The sequence below is a fragment of the Pseudomonas sp. GW821-FHT09E04 genome (assembly GCF_059416185.1).
In genome coordinates this window covers 68,373-85,057 of the sequence record NZ_JBWKOR010000009.1, presented here as the reverse complement: position 1 = coordinate 85,057, position 16,685 = coordinate 68,373, and the positions used below count along the sequence as shown (strand labels likewise).

Annotated in this window: 17 protein-coding genes; 7 read left to right on the top strand and 10 right to left on the bottom strand. The window is 59.8% G+C overall.

Annotation, left to right across the window (positions count from 1 at the left end):
- Positions 1-24: 24 nt before the first annotated feature.
- Positions 25-2,253, bottom strand: coding sequence for a polysaccharide biosynthesis tyrosine autokinase (locus AC07N4_RS27320; RefSeq protein ID WP_493066510.1), 2,229 nt, complete (start codon positions 2,251-2,253; stop codon positions 25-27).
- A gap of 38 nt (positions 2,254-2,291) precedes the next feature.
- On the bottom strand, positions 2,292-2,732 hold the full coding sequence (locus AC07N4_RS27315) for a low molecular weight protein-tyrosine-phosphatase (protein WP_096822067.1): 441 nt from the start codon (positions 2,730-2,732) through the stop codon (positions 2,292-2,294).
- Between the two features lie 303 nt (positions 2,733-3,035).
- On the opposite strand from AC07N4_RS27315, the gene AC07N4_RS27310 reads away from it, so the two are divergent.
- Positions 3,036-4,001, top strand: coding sequence for a glycosyl hydrolase family 5 (locus tag AC07N4_RS27310; RefSeq protein WP_493066509.1), 966 nt, complete (start codon positions 3,036-3,038; stop codon positions 3,999-4,001).
- A gap of 202 nt (positions 4,002-4,203) precedes the next feature.
- A complete protein-coding gene (gene tal / locus AC07N4_RS27305) occupies positions 4,204-5,130 on the top strand; it encodes a transaldolase (RefSeq protein WP_096822069.1) in 927 nt (308 codons plus the stop codon).
- A gap of 72 nt (positions 5,131-5,202) precedes the next feature.
- Here tal and rssC read toward each other — a convergent pair whose 3' ends face one another.
- From rssC to AC07N4_RS27290, 3 genes are all read right to left on the bottom strand, one after another.
- A complete protein-coding gene (gene rssC / locus AC07N4_RS27300; RefSeq protein WP_042560140.1) occupies positions 5,203-5,685 on the bottom strand; it encodes an anti-sigma factor antagonist RssC in 483 nt (160 codons plus the stop codon).
- On the bottom strand, positions 5,685-6,866 hold the full coding sequence (gene rssB, locus AC07N4_RS27295; protein ID WP_096822070.1) for a two-component system response regulator RssB: 1,182 nt from the start codon (positions 6,864-6,866) through the stop codon (positions 5,685-5,687). The genes rssC and rssB overlap by 1 nt, the downstream gene beginning before the upstream one ends.
- 322 nt (positions 6,867-7,188) lie before the next feature.
- A complete protein-coding gene (locus tag AC07N4_RS27290) occupies positions 7,189-7,878 on the bottom strand; it encodes an MlaA family lipoprotein (RefSeq protein WP_096822071.1) in 690 nt (229 codons plus the stop codon).
- A 184-nt stretch (positions 7,879-8,062) separates the two neighbouring features.
- On the opposite strand from AC07N4_RS27290, the gene pcrP reads away from it, so the two are divergent.
- Both pcrP and AC07N4_RS27280 read left to right on the top strand, forming a co-directional pair.
- Positions 8,063-8,683 (top strand): HAD superfamily inactivated hydrolase PcrP, encoded by a 621-nt coding sequence (gene pcrP / locus AC07N4_RS27285; protein WP_273538449.1) that lies wholly within the window; start codon positions 8,063-8,065, stop codon positions 8,681-8,683.
- Between the two features lie 108 nt (positions 8,684-8,791).
- Positions 8,792-9,055 (top strand): DUF4404 family protein, encoded by a 264-nt coding sequence (locus AC07N4_RS27280; RefSeq protein WP_096822073.1) that lies wholly within the window; start codon positions 8,792-8,794, stop codon positions 9,053-9,055.
- A gap of 68 nt (positions 9,056-9,123) precedes the next feature.
- On the opposite strand, the gene queF is transcribed toward AC07N4_RS27280, so the two are convergent.
- Positions 9,124-9,954, bottom strand: coding sequence for an NADPH-dependent 7-cyano-7-deazaguanine reductase QueF (queF, locus tag AC07N4_RS27275; RefSeq protein ID WP_096822074.1), 831 nt, complete (start codon positions 9,952-9,954; stop codon positions 9,124-9,126).
- Positions 9,955-10,015: 61 nt separating this feature from the next.
- A complete protein-coding gene (gene copI, locus AC07N4_RS27270) occupies positions 10,016-10,549 on the bottom strand; it encodes a copper-resistant cuproprotein CopI (RefSeq protein ID WP_096822075.1) in 534 nt (177 codons plus the stop codon).
- Positions 10,550-10,708: 159 nt separating this feature from the next.
- Between copI and AC07N4_RS27265 the strand changes: the two genes are divergently transcribed.
- Both AC07N4_RS27265 and AC07N4_RS27260 read left to right on the top strand, forming a co-directional pair.
- The gene (locus AC07N4_RS27265) at positions 10,709-11,389 is read left to right on the top strand and encodes a heavy metal response regulator transcription factor (RefSeq protein ID WP_493066508.1); all 681 of its coding nucleotides are present in this window, start codon (positions 10,709-10,711) and stop codon (positions 11,387-11,389) included.
- Positions 11,389-12,729, top strand: a complete 1,341-nt coding sequence (locus AC07N4_RS27260; protein WP_192558565.1) for a heavy metal sensor histidine kinase — start codon at positions 11,389-11,391, stop codon at positions 12,727-12,729. Before AC07N4_RS27265 ends, AC07N4_RS27260 begins: the two co-directional genes overlap by 1 nt.
- A 30-nt stretch (positions 12,730-12,759) precedes the next feature.
- On the opposite strand, the gene AC07N4_RS27255 is transcribed toward AC07N4_RS27260, so the two are convergent.
- From AC07N4_RS27255 to AC07N4_RS27245, 3 genes are all read right to left on the bottom strand, one after another.
- A complete protein-coding gene (locus AC07N4_RS27255; protein ID WP_493066507.1) occupies positions 12,760-14,004 on the bottom strand; it encodes a lipoprotein-releasing ABC transporter permease subunit in 1,245 nt (414 codons plus the stop codon).
- A gap of 63 nt (positions 14,005-14,067) precedes the next feature.
- Positions 14,068-14,751, bottom strand: coding sequence for a lipoprotein-releasing ABC transporter ATP-binding protein LolD (gene lolD / locus AC07N4_RS27250; protein ID WP_169844077.1), 684 nt, complete (start codon positions 14,749-14,751; stop codon positions 14,068-14,070).
- A 7-nt stretch (positions 14,752-14,758) separates the two neighbouring features.
- Entirely contained in the window at positions 14,759-16,009 is a 1,251-nt protein-coding gene (locus tag AC07N4_RS27245; RefSeq protein ID WP_096822079.1) for a lipoprotein-releasing ABC transporter permease subunit, read from the bottom strand.
- 94 nt (positions 16,010-16,103) lie between these two features.
- Between AC07N4_RS27245 and AC07N4_RS27240 the strand changes: the two genes are divergently transcribed.
- A complete protein-coding gene (locus tag AC07N4_RS27240; protein ID WP_096822080.1) occupies positions 16,104-16,685 on the top strand; it encodes a PilZ domain-containing protein in 582 nt (193 codons plus the stop codon).

Below are 16,685 nucleotides of genomic sequence, written 5' to 3'. Positions count from 1 at the left end.
GCCGGTAAGGACAATCGCTGATTTTCAGGACTTGTCGGACGCGTATTCGTAGTTGTAATAGCCGTAGTTGCCGTTGCCGTAGTAACTGGCCGCACGCTTCTCGACGCCGTTGAACACCGCGCCTTTCAACTCGATGCCGTTCTGGGCGAAGCGGCGAATCGTCAGTTCGATCTCTTTGGCCGGGTTCACCCCGAAGCGCGCGACGATCAGACTGATGCCCGCTTCGCGACCGACAATCGCCGCATCCGTCACCGCCAGCAGCGGCGGTGTGTCGATGATCACCACGTCATAACGCTCGCTGAGTTGCGCCAGCAGTTCGCGGAAATTGGCGTGCATCAACAGCTCGGATGGATTGGGCGGCACCTGGCCACGGCTGATGAAGTGCAGATTGTCGACTTCGACCTTGTTGATCGCCTGTTCGAGGGTGCAGCGCTTGACCAGCAGGTCCGACAAGCCGTTGGTGATCGGTGTGTTCAGCGATTTGTGCAGATGCCCCTTGCGCATGTCGGCATCGATCAGCACCACGCGCTGCCCGCTCTGCGCCATGACCGCCGCGAGGTTGGACGACACGAAGGTCTTGCCGACCTGCGGGCTCGGGCCGGAAATCATGATGCGGTTGTTGGTCGAATCCAGCGCCGCGAAATGCAGGCAGGTGCGCAGGCTGCGGATCGACTCAATGGACAGGTCCGTCGGATTGCGCAGCGCCAGCAGATACGCCGGCGTATCCACCGTGACCTTGGCGCGGACTTTCTTGGTGTCCTCTTCCTGTTGCAGGGCGCTGTAGGGAATCGACGCGTAGACCGGCAGACCGAGCTGTTCGATGGCTTCCGGCCCTTCCAGGCCCTTGCTCAGCGACTTGCGCAACAGCACCAGGGCCACGCCGACGAAAGCGCCGAGGAAGGTCGCGATCAACACGATCAGGGCTTTCTTCGGTTTGACCGGGCTGGTCAGGTCGACGTCTGCCGTATCCACCAGACGCACGTTACCCACGGCGCCGGCTCGGATAATGTCCAGCTCCTGGGATTTGTTCAGCAACTGGGTGTAGATCTGCGAAGCGACTTCGACATCGCGGGTCAGGTTGAGCAGTTCCTGTTGCGTGGCTGGCAGGTCCTGGACCTTGCCTTCCAGCGACCGCTGTTGCTGGGTCAACTCACCAATCTGGGTCATCAACGCACGATAGGCCGGGTGCTGTTTGGTGAACTTGCGATCCATCTCCGCCTGCTGCAGTTTCAGCTCGGAAATCCGCGTTTCGAGTGCAACGGACTGACCGAGCACCGATTGGGTTTCCAGGGAGATATTCACGGTCTTGCCGCGAGTCTGGTAGGCGTTGAGCGCATCGCTGGCCTTGGCCAGATCGCGTTTGACCTGCGGCAACTGACTTTGCAGGAAGGCCAGGCTCTGCGCCGCTTCGGCCGAGGTGCGTCGTACGTTCTGATCGACGTACAGCGACGCGATCTTGTTGAGGATCTTCACCGCTTCAGCGGCGTCGCTGCTGGCCAGGGCCAGACGGATGATTCCCGACTCCTTGCCCTGCTCGGAAATATCCAGCGCGTCCTGATAACCCTGGATGGTCACGATTCGTGGGTAGCGCACCACTTCGAAACGGGTACCGGGGTTGGCCAACAGCTGCGTGATCTGCCCTTCTACGCCGTCCTGCGCGAAGGCTTCGCCGGCAACGCCTTCTGCCAGCAGGTTGTCGTTGTCATCGAATAGCTGGAAGCGATGCTGCTCGCCGGCGATCAGGCTGAGTTTCTTGCCCAGCAGCTCCTTGGGCAGATCGAGCCGGGAAAACTCCAGGCGCTCACCGCCCCAGGCGTAGCTGTTCAGGCCGAAACGCGGCGGTGCGACGCTGAATTCGGTTTCACCGCGATAACGACGGGAGAGAAAGCCGCCGATCACCGGAAAAGTATTCGGGGTGACATCGATGTCCAGGCGCAGATCGTCGACCGTCTTGCCGATCACTGCACGGGATTTGATGATCCCGATCTCGGTCACGGACGGCGATTGCCCGCCCAGCATGCTGTTGAGATCGGAAAAACCGAGCATGTCGTTCTTCTTCGGTTCGACCTGTACCAGCGCGTTGGCCAGATATACCGGCGTGGCCAGAATCGCGTAGGCAACGCCGGTCATCATGAACGCGCCGGTGAAGGCGCCGATCAACCATTTCTGATCGATCAAACTGCCAAATATGCCGAGAAGATCAATACTGTCTTGATCGTTGTCACGGGTGCCGACTACTGACGGTAACTGCATAAGTCTTTCTTACCATTCACTGTTCTGAAGAATATTCATCAATGCCCGAGGCGTTGTGCCCATGAGCCAACAGCATCTTCAATCAATGCATGGGCATGAATAAAAGCGGCCTGCCCTTGACGATACGGATCCTGTATTTCTCGCTCGTTCTGCCACTTGCCGAGAAGAAACACTTTGCCTCTGGCGTGAGAGGCAATCTTCAGTACTTGTTTTACATGTTCTTTTTCCATGACCAGAATCAGGTCTGATTCATTGACGATGTCTGCTGTCAGTTGCCGCGCCTTGAACCCTTCGGCGCTCTGTCCACGGTCTTCCAGCACCTGGCGGGCCGTTCTCTCCATGGACTCGCCAACCCGTGCAGACAGGCCTGCGGAGGTGACCGTGATCGTCGAGGGCGCCAGCGCGTTACGCAGCAACAGCTCAGCTGTCGGACTTCGGCAAATATTGCCCACGCAGACGACAAGGATCTTTCTGAACAAGGTTTACATTCCCGTGTAATGTCAATCGGCCAACATGCCGTGTGGATTGAAATGAACCCACCGGACTTTCCTGCATTCGGAAATAGATTCGCCTGTTAGTACCGGTGCATTAAGTACCACGGGGTCTAAAAGTCACCCAACCAGAATTACCGGACTAAAAATAACTGTGATTTTCAGGGTATTTTCCCGACCGAAGTTTTCCGACAAAAAATAACATCGATGCACTTTGTACCGTTGCGACGCTCTAAAAACGTGCGATGTGATAACCAATGGCCAGTGTCATTTCTAACAAGGAACACAGAAATGAAATCAACACACCTCAAACGGCTTGCCGCCCTGACCCTGTCGGTGCTCGGTGTCACCAGCCAGGTTCACGCCACTGAATTGTTCCCTGAACTGCCCGCCAACAAGACCATTGGTGTGCAGGTCAAGATCCAGACCTTTTCCCCCACCGACGCTGCAAAGATCAAAGCGGCCGGCCTGGGTTTCGTGCGTTTTGGTGTCTGGACGGACAGCCTGGGTGACCCCGGCTATCAAAAACAGGTCAACGATGCCTTTGCGACCGCCCGGGCAGCCGGCCTGCCGGTGCTGCTGACCGTACGTTCGACCCAGGCGCTGACCTCTGCACCCGGCAACAACCGCGATTTCACCTCGGCCGGTGAGACGTTCGCCCGCGCGGTGACGACCCTGGAGAAAGCGTACGGCCCGCAACTGGTCGCCATCGAGATATGGAATGAGCCGGATCTGGACACCTACTGGCCAACCGGCAATTTCAGCACTACGTTCGCGCCCTTCATGACCGCTGTGTGTAAAACGCTGCAGGGAAATCCACCGTCGACACCCCTGATCGGCTTCGGCTTCGCCCGGCCACCGAGTGACAGCTCTGCATCAACGGCGGCACTGAACAGCATCGTCAGTGCCTACCCCAAATGCTTGAGTGCGATTTCCTATCACCCGTACGGCATGACCACGACGCAGATCAGCAACGCACAGACGTTCATCCAGCAGAAATTCCATCTGCCGGGCGTCATCAGTGAATGGGGCGTGTCGTCACTCGCCTCCAATGGCGGGAATGCGGGACAGGCTAGCAAAATCGGCGCGTTCGTCACCGATATGAAAAGGCTCAACATCCCGCTGACATCGATTTACGAATGGAAAGACACCACGTCGGGCAGCAATGACCGGGAAAGGAACTTCGGCATGCTGAACGCCGACGGCCAGCCGAAACCTGCGGAAGTCACGGTTAAAGCCGAGCTCAATCCTATGTAATCAGCTGGCCCACAGAGTACTGACGGTCAGATGCCTTGAACCTGTGGCCGGTTTTGGCATCGTATTTATCGACATCGCGCCCCGATCATTCAAACAGCCGTTTTCAGGTTGTTGCCCACGGGGCAATCGATACATCCACATGCCCTTGAGTGGCCGTCAGCGCTCGGGTAATGTCGTCAGACCCATAGGACAGAGCACGCTCATGACTTCCAAGCTGGAACAACTCAAACAATTCACCACCGTGGTTGCCGACACCGGCGACTTCGAAGCGATTGCCCGGGTCAAACCGGTCGACGCCACCACCAACCCTTCCCTGCTCCTCAAGGCGGCGGCCATTCCGGCCTATGCCGAGCTGCTGAACGCCGCTGTTCGCGACTGCAAGGGCGATGTCGGCCTGGCCAGCGACCGCTTTGGCGTCGCGGTGGGTCAGGAAATCCTCAAAGTGATTCCGGGCCGCATTTCCACTGAAGTGGATGCACGTCTGTCGTTCGACAAGGACGCGATGCTCAAGCGTGCGCACCGTCTGATCGAGCTGTACGACAAGGCCGGCATCGGCCGTGACCGCGTGCTGATCAAGATCGCCTCGACCTGGGAAGGCATCCGCGCCGCCGAAGTGCTGGAGAAGGAAGGCATCCAGACCAACCTGACCCTGCTGTTCTCCTTCGCTCAGGCCGCTGCATGCGCCGATGCCGGCGTGTTCCTGATTTCGCCGTTCGTGGGCCGCATCTACGACTGGTACAAGAAGGCTAACGGCAACGACTACACCGGCGCCGATGATCCGGGCGTGCAGTCCGTCACGCGCATCTACAACTACTACAAGGCCAATGACTACAAGACCGTGGTCATGGGCGCAAGCTTCCGCAACCTCAATCAGATCGAGCAACTGGCGGGCTGCGACCGCCTGACCATCAGCCCGGACCTGATCGACAAACTGGCGGCAGACACCGGCAAACTGGAGCGCAAACTGGCTCCAGGTCACGCAGGCGAAGCACGCCTGAGCCTCAATGAATCGCAATTCCGCTGGTTGTCCAACGAAGACGCGATGGCCACCGAGAAACTGGCCGAAGGCATTCGTCAGTTTGCCCGCGACCAGGAAAAACTCGAGGCGCTGCTGCAAGCCAAGCTGTAATGGGCTGACGGCAAACGCAAAAAGGGCGAACCCTCACAGGTTCGCCCTTTTTTGTGCCTGATGGCGGGTGAATCAATGCCTTTCGAGGGCATTCACCAGATCATGGAAGGCTTCGCGATTGGAGTCGTTCAGGCCCATGAGGATCTTGTGCGCTTCCAGCACCTTGATCCGCACGACTTCCTCCGACTGATCCTGATCCGGCAGGTCATCGAGACATTCCGGGCAAGGCACGGGATGGTTGACGATATTGAACACCTGCTCGAAACCCATCGATTGCAGCAGACGGGTGATGTCGTCGTGGGTGGTGACCACGGTCGGAAGCAGGCCGACCTTCTGCCGCGACAGGATCGACAGCTTGGCCAGCAGGCCCAGCGTGGTGCTGTCGATGCTGCGGGTTTCGGTCAGATCGATCACGATCGCGTTGAAATTCAGCGCGGTGAAGATCTTCTCAATAGTCGCATCCAACGCCGAACACAGGGTCAGGCGAACTTCACCGACGAACTTCAGGACGAAGGTGCCGTCCTGTTCGGCGAACTGGATTCTACCGGTACTCATTAAAGATTCCTGCTCAACACCAACAAGGCGATATCATCCGGCATCTCCCCTAGCGTGGCCAATCCAAAAACCTGCCGCAGGCCATCCAGGCTGCCGCCCGCCGACTTGACCCGTTGGGGCAAGGCAGCTTCTTTCTCTTTGAGTGTGGGTTCTGGCAAAAGATCCAGAATGCCATCAGACATCAGCGTCAGGCTGAACGTCGGTGGCAGCTCGAGCACGTGATCTTCGTAGGTGGCTTCATTGAAAAGCCCCACGGGCAGACCGCGCCCCTCGAGGTAGCGAACACTGTCAGGCGTGTACAACACAGGCAACGGCAGATGGCCGCCGATGCTATAGGTCAGCAAACCGGTCTCCTCGTCGATGACTCCACCGACCATTGTGACGTGTTTACCCAGCTTACAACTGATCAGCCCCCGGTTGATATGACCAAGGACTTCCGAAGGCTTGAATTCCGGCAAGGTGCCGTTGCGCTTGGACTCGAACAGCAGGCGCGTGGTCATGAACTTCAGCAGGACGGTGACGAAGGCCGAAGAGGCGCCATGGCCCGAGACGTCCGCCAGGTAGAACGCGACCCGACGCTCGTCCACCCGGAAATAGTCGACAAAATCACCCGACAGGTACAGCGACGGAATGATCTGGTGGGCGAACTTGAATTCGTCGATGGTCCACGGGCTGACCGGCAGCATGTTCATCTGCACCTGGCGACCGGCGTTCTGGTCTTCCTGGAGCAGGTTCAGGCTGGCTTCGAGCTCACGGTTGGCCTTTTCCAGCTTCTCGCGGTAGCGCTGGTTTTCCAGCAGCAGGCGCGCACGATCCAGGGCCCGGCGCACGGAGTGCTCGAGCACGGCCAGATCTTCGAGAGGTTTGATCAGGTAATCCGCCGCGCCCAGGCGCAGGGCCTCGACCGCATCGTTCATCACGCCGGCACCTGAAACCACGATCACAGGAGTCTGTGGTGACCGCTCGGTGACCTGACGGATGAGTTCGAGACCGCCCATCTGCGGCATGCGCAGATCGCAGATGACCAAGTCGGGCTTGTCTTGCTCGAATACCTGAAGACCCTGCTGACCGTTACTGGCCTGCAAGACGCTGAAACCACTGTCTTCCAAATAGGCCGCGAGGCTCGCGCGCACTACTTCGTCATCATCGATTATCAGCAGCGTGGCACTGGTTTTTGGCATGTGGGCAAACGGCGCCAGAATTAGGTTGGCGTAGCAGGCGGGGCAACGGCCCGGCGCAGACTACTGGATTCGCTTTCTAGCCTCTCTGCTGCACCGTTTCAGAGCGTTCGCCCTGTACACGGTTGCACCAGAGGTGCCCTTCTAAGGCGCAGACGGTACTCCCATCCGAGAGGCGTTTCAAGCATGCGCCGATGGTCGCTTGGAGACTTTGTTTGTCAAATCACTCGCAGTTATAAGAACGGCTTCAACCGTAACCCAATCATTGGACGCGCCCACAAAAAAGGCGACCTTGCGGTCGCCCCTTCATGTCGATCAATCGAGATCAAAAATCGTCTTCGACGTGACCGTCCTTGACCTTGAACTCGCGGTTCTGCAGGTAGGCATTGCGGATGAAGGTGTACTTGTCGCCGCTGATCAGCTTCTCGCTGGACAGCAGGCTGGCGCGGGTGTCGACGATGTTCAGGCCGTAGATGGTGTTACGCGCCGGGATGTCGTTCATGTAGCGGTACGGTGCGGTGTAGGTGTCGACGTACTTGGACGGCGCGTCACGCAGAGTGCTCGGGCCCAGCAACGGCAGCATCACGTACGGACCGCTGCTGACGCCCCAGTAGCCGAGAGTCTGGCCGAAGTCTTCGTCGCTGCGATGCAGGCCCATCTTGGTGCCGACGTCGAAGAAGCCGAGCAGGCCGAAGGTGGTGTTGAAGATCAGGCGCGCGGTGTCGACACCGGCAGCGGCTGGTTTGGCCTGCAGAATGTTGTTCGCCAGGTTGGTGATGTCACCGACGTTGCGGAACATGTTGTGGATGCCGTCTTCCAGGAATTGCGGCGTTACATATTCATAGCCCTGCGCCAGAGGTTTCAGCGCGTAGGTGTCGACGAAATCGTTGAACTGGAAGATCGGACGGTTGACGCTTTCCCAAGGGTCTTCTTCCGTTGCAGCGTTAGCGGCGAACGGCACCAGCATCACGCTGGCACATACACAAAGCTGAGCGAGAGGGTTGCTCCAGCGCATAGAAAACTCCTTGGATTGTACATACGCGGCAAGCGGGCCACGGTTATAAGAGGTGCAGTATAAGACGGAAACAAGGTTTTAGGCATTCCAGCATGAACACCTCTGTAGGACGGTGCGTCATGCGCTTGTCATCCAACTGTCACCGGCGATGCTTAGCCTGACTTCTATTTCAGGGACGTTTTCCATGCCTCAAGCCGAAGCCTTGCCCCTGTCCGCCCCCAACCTGACGGCCGTGCTGTTCGGGCTCAGCGGTTGCCTGGTGGACTTCGGCGCCCGCGCCCGTCACCACGCCAGCCCCGGCACAGAGCACGCAGACACCACGCCGGGCGCGCTAGACAGCCTGCGCAGCCTGCAGCGTCAACTGATCCCCTGCGCCTGGCTCGATGACTTGCCCCCTGCCCTCACCCAGGTACTGGCATCCGGATTGCCGGGCTGGATCAAACCCTCGCAACATCCCGCAACAAACAATCCATGGCCGGCACCGAATGCCTGCTGGCAAGCCTTGATGGCGTTGAATGTCGATCGCCTGGACGGCTGCGTGCTGGTCAGCGGTGAACCGCGCTTGCTGCAATCGGGCTTGAATGCCGGGCTGTGGACCATTGGCCTGGCGTCCTGTGGCTCACTCTGCGGCCTGGCCCCGGGTGAATGGCAAGCCCTCAGTCAGAAAGAACGCGAACAACTGCGCGGCAAGGCCACTGTGCAACTGTTCGGCCTGGGCGTGCACTCGGTGATCGATCACCTGGGCGATCTCGATACCTGCCTGGCAGACATCAGCCTGCGCCGCCTCAAAGGCGAAAAGCCCTGACCGGGATCATGCAGGTTCATCGAGAGTGGATTAGTCTTAAGGAGAGCCATAGACCTTTGGCGCACGGCTGCGGTCTATGCCAGTGCCTCTCGATAAAAGGAAAACACCATGCCCGCCCGCGAACTGCAAGAACAGCTCAACACCCTGCGCGAGCAACTGGATCAGAATCCGCCGCTTACAGAAGAAGAGCGCGAACATCTTCGTGAGCTTATGGCGCAGATCGAATCCCAAATCAAACTGGAGAGCGCGACGCAGGACGCCAGCATCGCCGATGGCGTGAATCTGGCAGTTGATCGCTTCGAGCTCGAACACCCTGCTATTGCGGGCACCCTGCGCAATATCGTCAATGCGCTGGGCAGCATGGGCATCTGATCGCCCTCCCCTGAAATGCAAAAAGCCCTGCCAGCAATGGCAGGGCTTTTTCATGTCCGCTTTGCAGGTTACTGACGAACCAGACGATGGTTCGGCAACTGCACGCTTTCAGTGCTGCGGTACGGATTGATATCCAGCCCGCCCCGGCGCACATAGCGTGCAAACACCGTGAGCTTTTCCGGTTTCAGCAAACGCTGCAGGTCGAGGAAAATCCGCTCCACGCATTGCTCGTGGAAGTCCGAGTGCTGGCGGAAGCTGACGATGTATTCCAGCAGACTGGCGTGATCCAGTGCCGCGCCACGGTATTCCACGACTACGCTGCCCCAGTCCGGCTGGCTGGTCACCGGGCAATTGGACTTGAGCAGATGGCTGTGCACGCTCTCCTCCACCACCCGCGAATCATCGCAACGCAGCAGTTCAGGACGCGGATGTTCGTAGTTGCTGACACTGATATCCAGATCGTCGATGCACACGCCCGGCAGCGCGACGACGCCTTCGGCTTCAACGTCTTTCAGGCTGCGAACCCGCACGCCCACGGGCTTGCCGGCAGCGGCGGACAAGTCCTTGACCAGCGTCGCTTCCAGGCTCGCGACGTCGGCGAACGGCGTCTGGTTCAACGAGTTCAGGTACAGCTTGAACGACTTGGATTCGATGATGTTCGGCGAGTCCGCCGGAATGCTGAATTCGCCGATCGCCACCACCGGTTTGCCCGACGGCAGCAACCACGACAGTTCGAAGCAGTTCCAGAAATCCACACCTTTATACGGCAGGGTCTCGGCGGTCAGGCCCAGCTCGGCCCACTTCGCGGTGCGCGGGATCGGAAACAGCAGGGACGGTGTGTAAGTGGCGATGTATTCGCTGGACTTGCCCAGCGGCGAATGTTCGGCTGCGGGATGCATGGCGGAAACCTGACTGAAGAATCAGCGGATTCTATCAGCCTTTGCTCCCGCCTTTGAGTGCTTACTGACTGACAGTCAGTTTGCCGACCATTCCGGCCTGGTAATGCCCGGGAATGTTGCAGGCAAACTCCAGGTTCACGGCTTTGCTGAAGGTCCAGGTCAGCTCGGCGGTCTTACCCGGTTCGACCAGTACGCTGTTAGGGTCGTCATGCTTCATGACGTGCCCCATCGAGGCATGATCCATGCCCGCCATGTCGTGGGACATTTCTTTCATGCCGGTCGGCGTCAGCATGCCGCTTTGCTGCATCTGCAGCATTTCCTGCTGATGCTTGGCATGCATCGCCGCGTCGCCGAGGTTGAATTCATGCAGTAACTGGCCTTTATTCACCAAGACAAAGCGAATGGTCTCACCGGCCTTGATCTCGATGGCCTTCGGATCGAACGTCATGTCGCCCATCACCACTTCAATGCTGCGGCTGGCCTTGGCGGCCGGGGCGGGTTGGCCGAAGTCATAGGTGTGCGCAGGGTCGGCCCAAACGGATGAGCTCAACGCCAGCAGACAGGCGGCGACGGCCAGAGGGTTGCGCAAAAACATAGTCATACTCCAACTAGATAAGGTTCAGCCTGTGGGAAACTTTAGCCCGCCCGCGCTGGCAGCTACCTGACAGCCAGATTACAACTTTGTCAGGTTGGTCTGCATAACCACCGCCCACGGTATAACGCCCTTGTTCTGTCTATTTGAGCTCCACACCCCATGAAACTGCTGATCGTCGAAGACCAACCGAAAACCGGCCACTACCTGCGCCAGGGCCTGACCGAGGCCGGCTTCAACACCGAGTTGGTGGCCGACGGCACCACCGGACAGCAACTGGCCTTGAGCGGTGACTATGCCTTGTTGATCCTCGACGTGATGCTGCCCGGTCGCAACGGCTGGCAGATTCTGCAAGCGGTGCGCGGTGCCGGGCTCGAAACCCCGATCCTGTTTCTGACCGCCAAAGACACCGTGGAAGACCGGGTTCATGGCCTGGAACTCGGCGCCGACGATTATCTGGTCAAGCCGTTCGCCTTCTCCGAACTGCTGGCCCGGGTGCGCAGCCTGTTGCGACGCGGCAGCGCCACTCCGCAGGAAACCTGCCTGCAACTGGCCGACCTGCGTCTTGACCTGATTCGCCGCCGCGTCGAGCGCAGCGGTCAGCGCATCGATCTCACCGCAAAAGAGTTCGCGCTGCTGGAAATGCTCCTGCGCCGCCAGGGTGAGGTGCTGCCCAAATCCCTGATCGCCTCCCAGGTCTGGGACATGAATTTCGACAGCGACACCAACGTGATCGAAGTGGCGATTCGTCGGCTGCGCCTGAAGATCGATGACGACTTCCCCAACAAGCTGATTCACACCGTGCGTGGCATGGGTTATGTCCTTGAAGAGCGTGCCGACTGATGCGCCGCCTGTCACTCGGCAGTCGGCTGGCGTTGCTCTTCGCCGCGTGTACCGCGACGGTGTCGCTGGTGGCGGGCGTGGTTTTCAATCGGGCCAGTGAGGCGCATTTCATCGAGCTCGATCAGCAACTGCTCGAAGGCAAGCTGATCAATGTGCGTCAGACACTGCTGGGTGATGGTGACGCCGCGCATATCACTGCTGAATTGAGCCAACAGGGCGATGTTACCCTGCGCATCAGCAGCCCTGAGGGGCAACGCTGGTTCGGCCGCTCCCTGCAAATGCCGGCGAACCTGCCGCAGCAGCCCGGCCTGGCCACCATCAACGACAACGGCACGGATTATCGCCTGCTCAACGCTCCGCTCTACCCGGAACAAACCGACTCGCCACAGTTGACCCTGCTGCTGGACATCACCCACCACCAGCACTTCCTGCAACGCATGCAGCATCTGATCTGGCTGACCGTCGGTCTTTCGGCACTGGCGACCGCACTGCTCGGCGCCTGGGCAGCGCGCAGCGGATTGCGCCCGCTGCGACGCATGAGTGCCGTCGCGCGCGGGATTTCGGCGCAATCGCTCAATGCCCGACTGCCGGAAGCGCAGATGCCTGCGGAACTCACGGAATTGGCCCACAGCTTCAACGCCATGCTCGGACGCCTCGACGACTCCTTTCAGCGTCTCTCGGCGTTCTCCGCCGACATCGCCCATGAACTGCGCACCCCATTGTCGAACCTGCTGACCCACACGCAGGTCACCCTCACCCGCCCTCGCCCACTCGAGGATTATCGCGAGGCCCTGCACAGCAACCTCGAAGAGCTGCAATGGATGGCGCAACTGGTCAACGACATGCTTTATCTGGCCAAGGCTGACCACGGATTGCTGGTTCCCAAGCGCGAACCGCTGGAACTGGCGGAAGAAGCCGATGCGTTACTGGAGTTTTTTGCACCGCTGGCCGAGGACGCTCAGGTCAACCTGAGTCGTGACGGTCAGGGGCGGTTCGAGGGTGATCGCGCGATGTTGCGCCGAGCGCTATCGAATCTGCTGGATAACGCGTTGCGCTTCACACCGGCGGCCGGCGAAGTACGCGTGCGGGTGGCCGAGCAGGCGAAGTCCTTGAGGGTGACTGTGGAAAACAGTGGCGAAGGCATTTCTTCGGATTTGTTGCCGCGCTTGTTTGACCGTTTCTACCGGGCGGACCCGGCGCGCCAGGAAGGCAGCTCGGAGCATGCGGGGCTGGGGCTGGCGATTACTCAGTCGATCATCCGGGCCCATGGCGGGCAGATTCATTGCGAATCAGCTCTGGGGTGGACGCGGTTTGTGATTGAGTTGCCGAAAAACGATTGAGGCCGGCAATGCCGGCCTCAACGGGGGAACTTACGAATAGCGCAACGCGTGCGCCGGCTCGATCTTCGCCGCTCGCCAGGCCGGGTAAACCGTGGCCAGGAAGCTGAGGATGAAGCCCGCCGAGCAGATCAGCAGCACGTCGCCACCCTGCAATTCCGATGGCAGGTTGCTGACGAAGTAAACGTCGGAACTGAAGATGTGCTGACCGGACACTCGTTCGATCCAGCCCACCATCTCACTGACGTTCAGCGCGGCAATCACGCCGAGCACACCACCAATGATGGTGCCGACAATCCCGATCACCGTGCCCTGCACCATGAAGATCGCCATGATCTGCCGTGGCGTGGCGCCGATGGTGCGCAGGATCGCGATGTCCGCGCCCTTGTCGTTCACCACCATGATCAGGGTCGCGATGATGTTGAACGCCGCCACCGCGACGATCATCAGCAGCAACAGGCCGATCATGGTTTTTTCCATCTTCATCGCACTGAACAGGCTGCCCTGGGTGTGGGTCCAGTCGTCAGCCTTGAAGTCAGTGCCAAGGCCGGTGGCGATGTCCGACGAGACCTTCGGCGCGGCGTACAGGTCTTTCACCGCCAGGCGCACGCTCTGCACCTGATTCGGTTCCCAGTGCTGCATCTGCGCGGCATCGGCGACGTGGATCAGGCCCATGGAACCGTCCAGCTCGGCGCCGACCTTGAACACACCGACCACGTTCAAACGCTGCATGCGCGGGGTAATGCCGCCCGGCGCGGTACTGACTTCCGGCACGATCAGGGTGATCTTGTCGCCGACGTTCAGGCGGAAGCGGCGGGCGGTGATCTCACCCAGCACTACGCCGAATTCGCCCGGTTTCAAGGCGTCGAGACGGCCCTGCACGATGTGCTGCGCAACGATCGACACCTTGCCTTCCTGGGCCGGGTCGACACCGCTGATCTGGATCGGCTGCATCATGCCCTTGTAGGACAGCATGCCTTCCATCTCGGTGAACGGCACGGCGGCGGTCACTTCGGGATTTTTCAGGGCAGCGGCAGCCACCGGTTGCCAGTCATCGATCGGCTTGACGCCAACGATGGTCGCGTGGGGCACCATGCCGAGGATGCGCGAGCTCATTTCGCGCTGGAAGCCGTTCATCACCGACAACACCACGATCATCGCCAGCACGCCGAGGGCGAGACCGATCATCGAGGTCATCGAAATGAACGAAACAAAGCGATTGCGGCGCTTGGCGCGGGTATAGCGCGTGCCGATAAAGATCGATAACGGTCTGAACATTCGCTGGGGCACCGTATAAAAATAAAAGACCCGAGGCCTTTTCAGGCATCGGGTTTCAAGCCGTCAGATAGGGGTCAGGCAACCTTCCTGCAGATGCAGGACGCGGTCCATCTGGCGAGCCAGGTTCATGTCGTGAGTCACCACCAGGAACGCCGTGCGCATCGACGTGCTGAGTTCCAGCATCAAGTCCTGAATGCCCTGGGCGGTGTGGGAGTCGAGGTTGCCGGTCGGCTCGTCGAGCATCACCAGGCCAGGCTTGTTGACCAGTGCACGGGCAATCGCCACACGCTGACGCTCACCGCCGGACAGTTCGGCCGGTTTGTGCTCCAGACGATGGCCCAGACCGACTCGCTCCAGCAACGCGGTGGCGCGCTGACGCGCTTCCGGGATCGGCGTCTTGCCGATCAGCAGCGGCATGCAGACGTTTTCCAGCGCGGTGAATTCCGGCAGCAAGTGGTGAAACTGATAAACGAAGCCCAGCGAGCGGTTACGCAGCAGGCCGCGCTTCTTCTCGCTGAGGGCCGAGAGTTCTTCGCCGTCGAGCCAGACGCTGCCCTTGGTCGGCGTGTCGAGGCCACCCAGCAGGTTGAGCAACGTACTTTTGCCCGAACCCGAGGTACCGACAATCGCTACACGCTCGCCCGGGTGCAACTCCAGTTGCAGGCCGGCCAGTACTTCTACCGATTCCGGGCCTTCCTCGTAGGATTTGCCCAGGTTGCGGCAGCTCAAGATTGCTTTTTCACTCATGCCCGACTCACTCATAACGTAGCGCCTCCGCCGGCTGGGTGCGCGCGGCACGCCAGGCTGGATACAGGGTGGCGAGGAAACTCAGGACCAACGCAGCGGCGCAGACCATGATCACATCCTGGCTCTGCACCTGCGACGGCAGGTAATCGATGAAATACACGTCGGCGTTGAGGAATTTATGTCCGATCACGCCTTCAAGGGCCGAAATCGCGGCGCTGACGTTGAGCGCGGCAAAGATCCCGACCACGGCGCCGATGGCCGTACCGACCACACCGATCACCGTGCCTTGCACCATGAACGTGCGCATGATCGTGCCCGGCGTGGCGCCCAGTGTGCGCAGAATGGCGATGTCGCCCTTCTTGTCGTTCACCACCATCACCAGCGTGGAAATGATGTTGAACGCGGCAACCGCGACGATCAGCAGCAACAGCAGGCCGATCATGGCTTTTTCCATGCGGATCGCCTGATACAGATTGCCGTGGGTGCGGGTCCAGTCGCGGGCGTAGTAATGGTCTTCACCAAGCCGTTGAGCGATGTTCCACGCTTCACGCGGTGCCTGGAACAGGTCGTCGAACTTCAGACGCAGGCCCTGCACCTGATCAGGCTTCCAGCGGTGCATCTTCGCCAGATCCTGCAGGTTGGTCACGCCCAGGTAACCGTCCAGCTCGCCGGCGCCGACATGGAAGATGCCGACCACGGTGAAGCGCTTCATGCGCGGGAACATCCCGGCCGGCGTCACGCTGACCTCCGGTGCGACGAAGGTGATCTTGTCACCGATGCCCACGCCGAGCTTGGTCGCGGCCTTGTCGCCGATCACGATGCCGAAGCTGCCCGGCGTCAGGTCGTCGAGTTTGCCCTGCTTCATGAAGTTGTCGATGATCGAGACGTTGCGCTCCAGCGCCGGATCGATGGCATTGAGCAACACCTTGGACACCTGGCCGTTGTTGGTCAGCAGCCCCTGCATCTGGGTGAACGGCGCGACGGCCGCCACCTGCGGGTTCTGCTTGACCTTGGCGGCCAGGCTCGGCCAGTCGCTGATGGCTTCACCGGACTCGATGGTCGCGTGGGGCACCATGCCCAGCACGCGGGTGCGCATCTCATGATCGAAGCCGTTCATCACCGACAACACCACGATCATCACGACCACGCCAAGGGCGAGCCCGATCATCGAAGTCAGGGAAATGAATGACACAAAATGATTGCGACGCTTTGCACGGGTATAACGCGTGCCGATAAATACGAAGAGAGGTCTGAACATGTCGGGGCTTGTTCGGAGGGAAAAGGAACGTCCTTGTGGCGGGGGTCGATAACCAGCTTTACACTCAGACCACCGCCGCTACCATGGGTTCGCCATGTCGACATTAGATGAAGAAGATCGCCGCGAATACTACCGTATCGAGGACACGATCGCACTGGAAATTAGGCCCCTGTCCGCTCCCGAAGCCGCAGGCCAGGAAGTGTTGCAGGATGCTTCCCCACTGTTCAATCTGCTCAGCGAACTGCACCTGAGCGAATTCGAGTCGCAGCACCTGCTGCGCCAGATCAGTGAACGTGACCGCGCCATCGCCGCGTTCCTGAAATCCCAGAACAAACGCATTGACCTGCTCAGCCAGGTGGTCGCCCTGACCGTGCTCGGCCACATCGGCGAGCCGCAGCCAGTGATCATCTCCGAGGGCGGCATCGACTTTCAGTACCCGACCCCGATCGCCACCGGCGCCCACCTGTCGGTCAAACTGGTGCTGATGCCCCAGGCGCTTGGCCTGTTGCTGCGCGCCCGGGTGACCCATTGCGACCGCAAGGGCGACGGCTACGACATCGGCACCGAGTTCGAACACTTGACCGATGCCCAGCGCCAGTTGCTCGCCCGCTATATCTTGCAAAAGCAGGCACAGGAACGACGTCTGGCCCGCGAACAGAACGAATCAGGCATTTAA

What these genes read in the sequence shown, in the direction of transcription:
- AC07N4_RS27320 (WP_493066510.1), bottom strand. Translation starts at nt 2,253, where the DNA reads ATGCAGTTACCGTCAGTAGTCGGCACCCGTGACAACGATCAAGACAGT.
- AC07N4_RS27310 (WP_493066509.1), top strand. Translation starts at nt 3,036, where the DNA reads ATGAAATCAACACACCTCAAACGGCTTGCCGCCCTGACCCTGTCGGTG.
- tal (WP_096822069.1), top strand. Translation starts at nt 4,204, where the DNA reads ATGACTTCCAAGCTGGAACAACTCAAACAATTCACCACCGTGGTTGCC.
- rssC (WP_042560140.1), bottom strand. Translation starts at nt 5,685, where the DNA reads ATGAGTACCGGTAGAATCCAGTTCGCCGAACAGGACGGCACCTTCGTC.
- rssB (WP_096822070.1), bottom strand. Translation starts at nt 6,866, where the DNA reads ATGCCAAAAACCAGTGCCACGCTGCTGATAATCGATGATGACGAAGTA.
- AC07N4_RS27290 (WP_096822071.1), bottom strand. Translation starts at nt 7,878, where the DNA reads ATGCGCTGGAGCAACCCTCTCGCTCAGCTTTGTGTATGTGCCAGCGTG.
- pcrP (WP_273538449.1), top strand. Translation starts at nt 8,063, where the DNA reads ATGCCTCAAGCCGAAGCCTTGCCCCTGTCCGCCCCCAACCTGACGGCC.
- AC07N4_RS27280 (WP_096822073.1), top strand. Translation starts at nt 8,792, where the DNA reads ATGCCCGCCCGCGAACTGCAAGAACAGCTCAACACCCTGCGCGAGCAA.
- queF (WP_096822074.1), bottom strand. Translation starts at nt 9,954, where the DNA reads ATGCATCCCGCAGCCGAACATTCGCCGCTGGGCAAGTCCAGCGAATAC.
- copI (WP_096822075.1), bottom strand. Translation starts at nt 10,549, where the DNA reads ATGTTTTTGCGCAACCCTCTGGCCGTCGCCGCCTGTCTGCTGGCGTTG.
- AC07N4_RS27265 (WP_493066508.1), top strand. Translation starts at nt 10,709, where the DNA reads ATGAAACTGCTGATCGTCGAAGACCAACCGAAAACCGGCCACTACCTG.
- AC07N4_RS27260 (WP_192558565.1), top strand. Translation starts at nt 11,389, where the DNA reads ATGCGCCGCCTGTCACTCGGCAGTCGGCTGGCGTTGCTCTTCGCCGCG.
- AC07N4_RS27255 (WP_493066507.1), bottom strand. Translation starts at nt 14,004, where the DNA reads ATGTTCAGACCGTTATCGATCTTTATCGGCACGCGCTATACCCGCGCC.
- lolD (WP_169844077.1), bottom strand. Translation starts at nt 14,751, where the DNA reads ATGAGTGAAAAAGCAATCTTGAGCTGCCGCAACCTGGGCAAATCCTAC.
- AC07N4_RS27245 (WP_096822079.1), bottom strand. Translation starts at nt 16,009, where the DNA reads ATGTTCAGACCTCTCTTCGTATTTATCGGCACGCGTTATACCCGTGCA.
- AC07N4_RS27240 (WP_096822080.1), top strand. Translation starts at nt 16,104, where the DNA reads ATGTCGACATTAGATGAAGAAGATCGCCGCGAATACTACCGTATCGAG.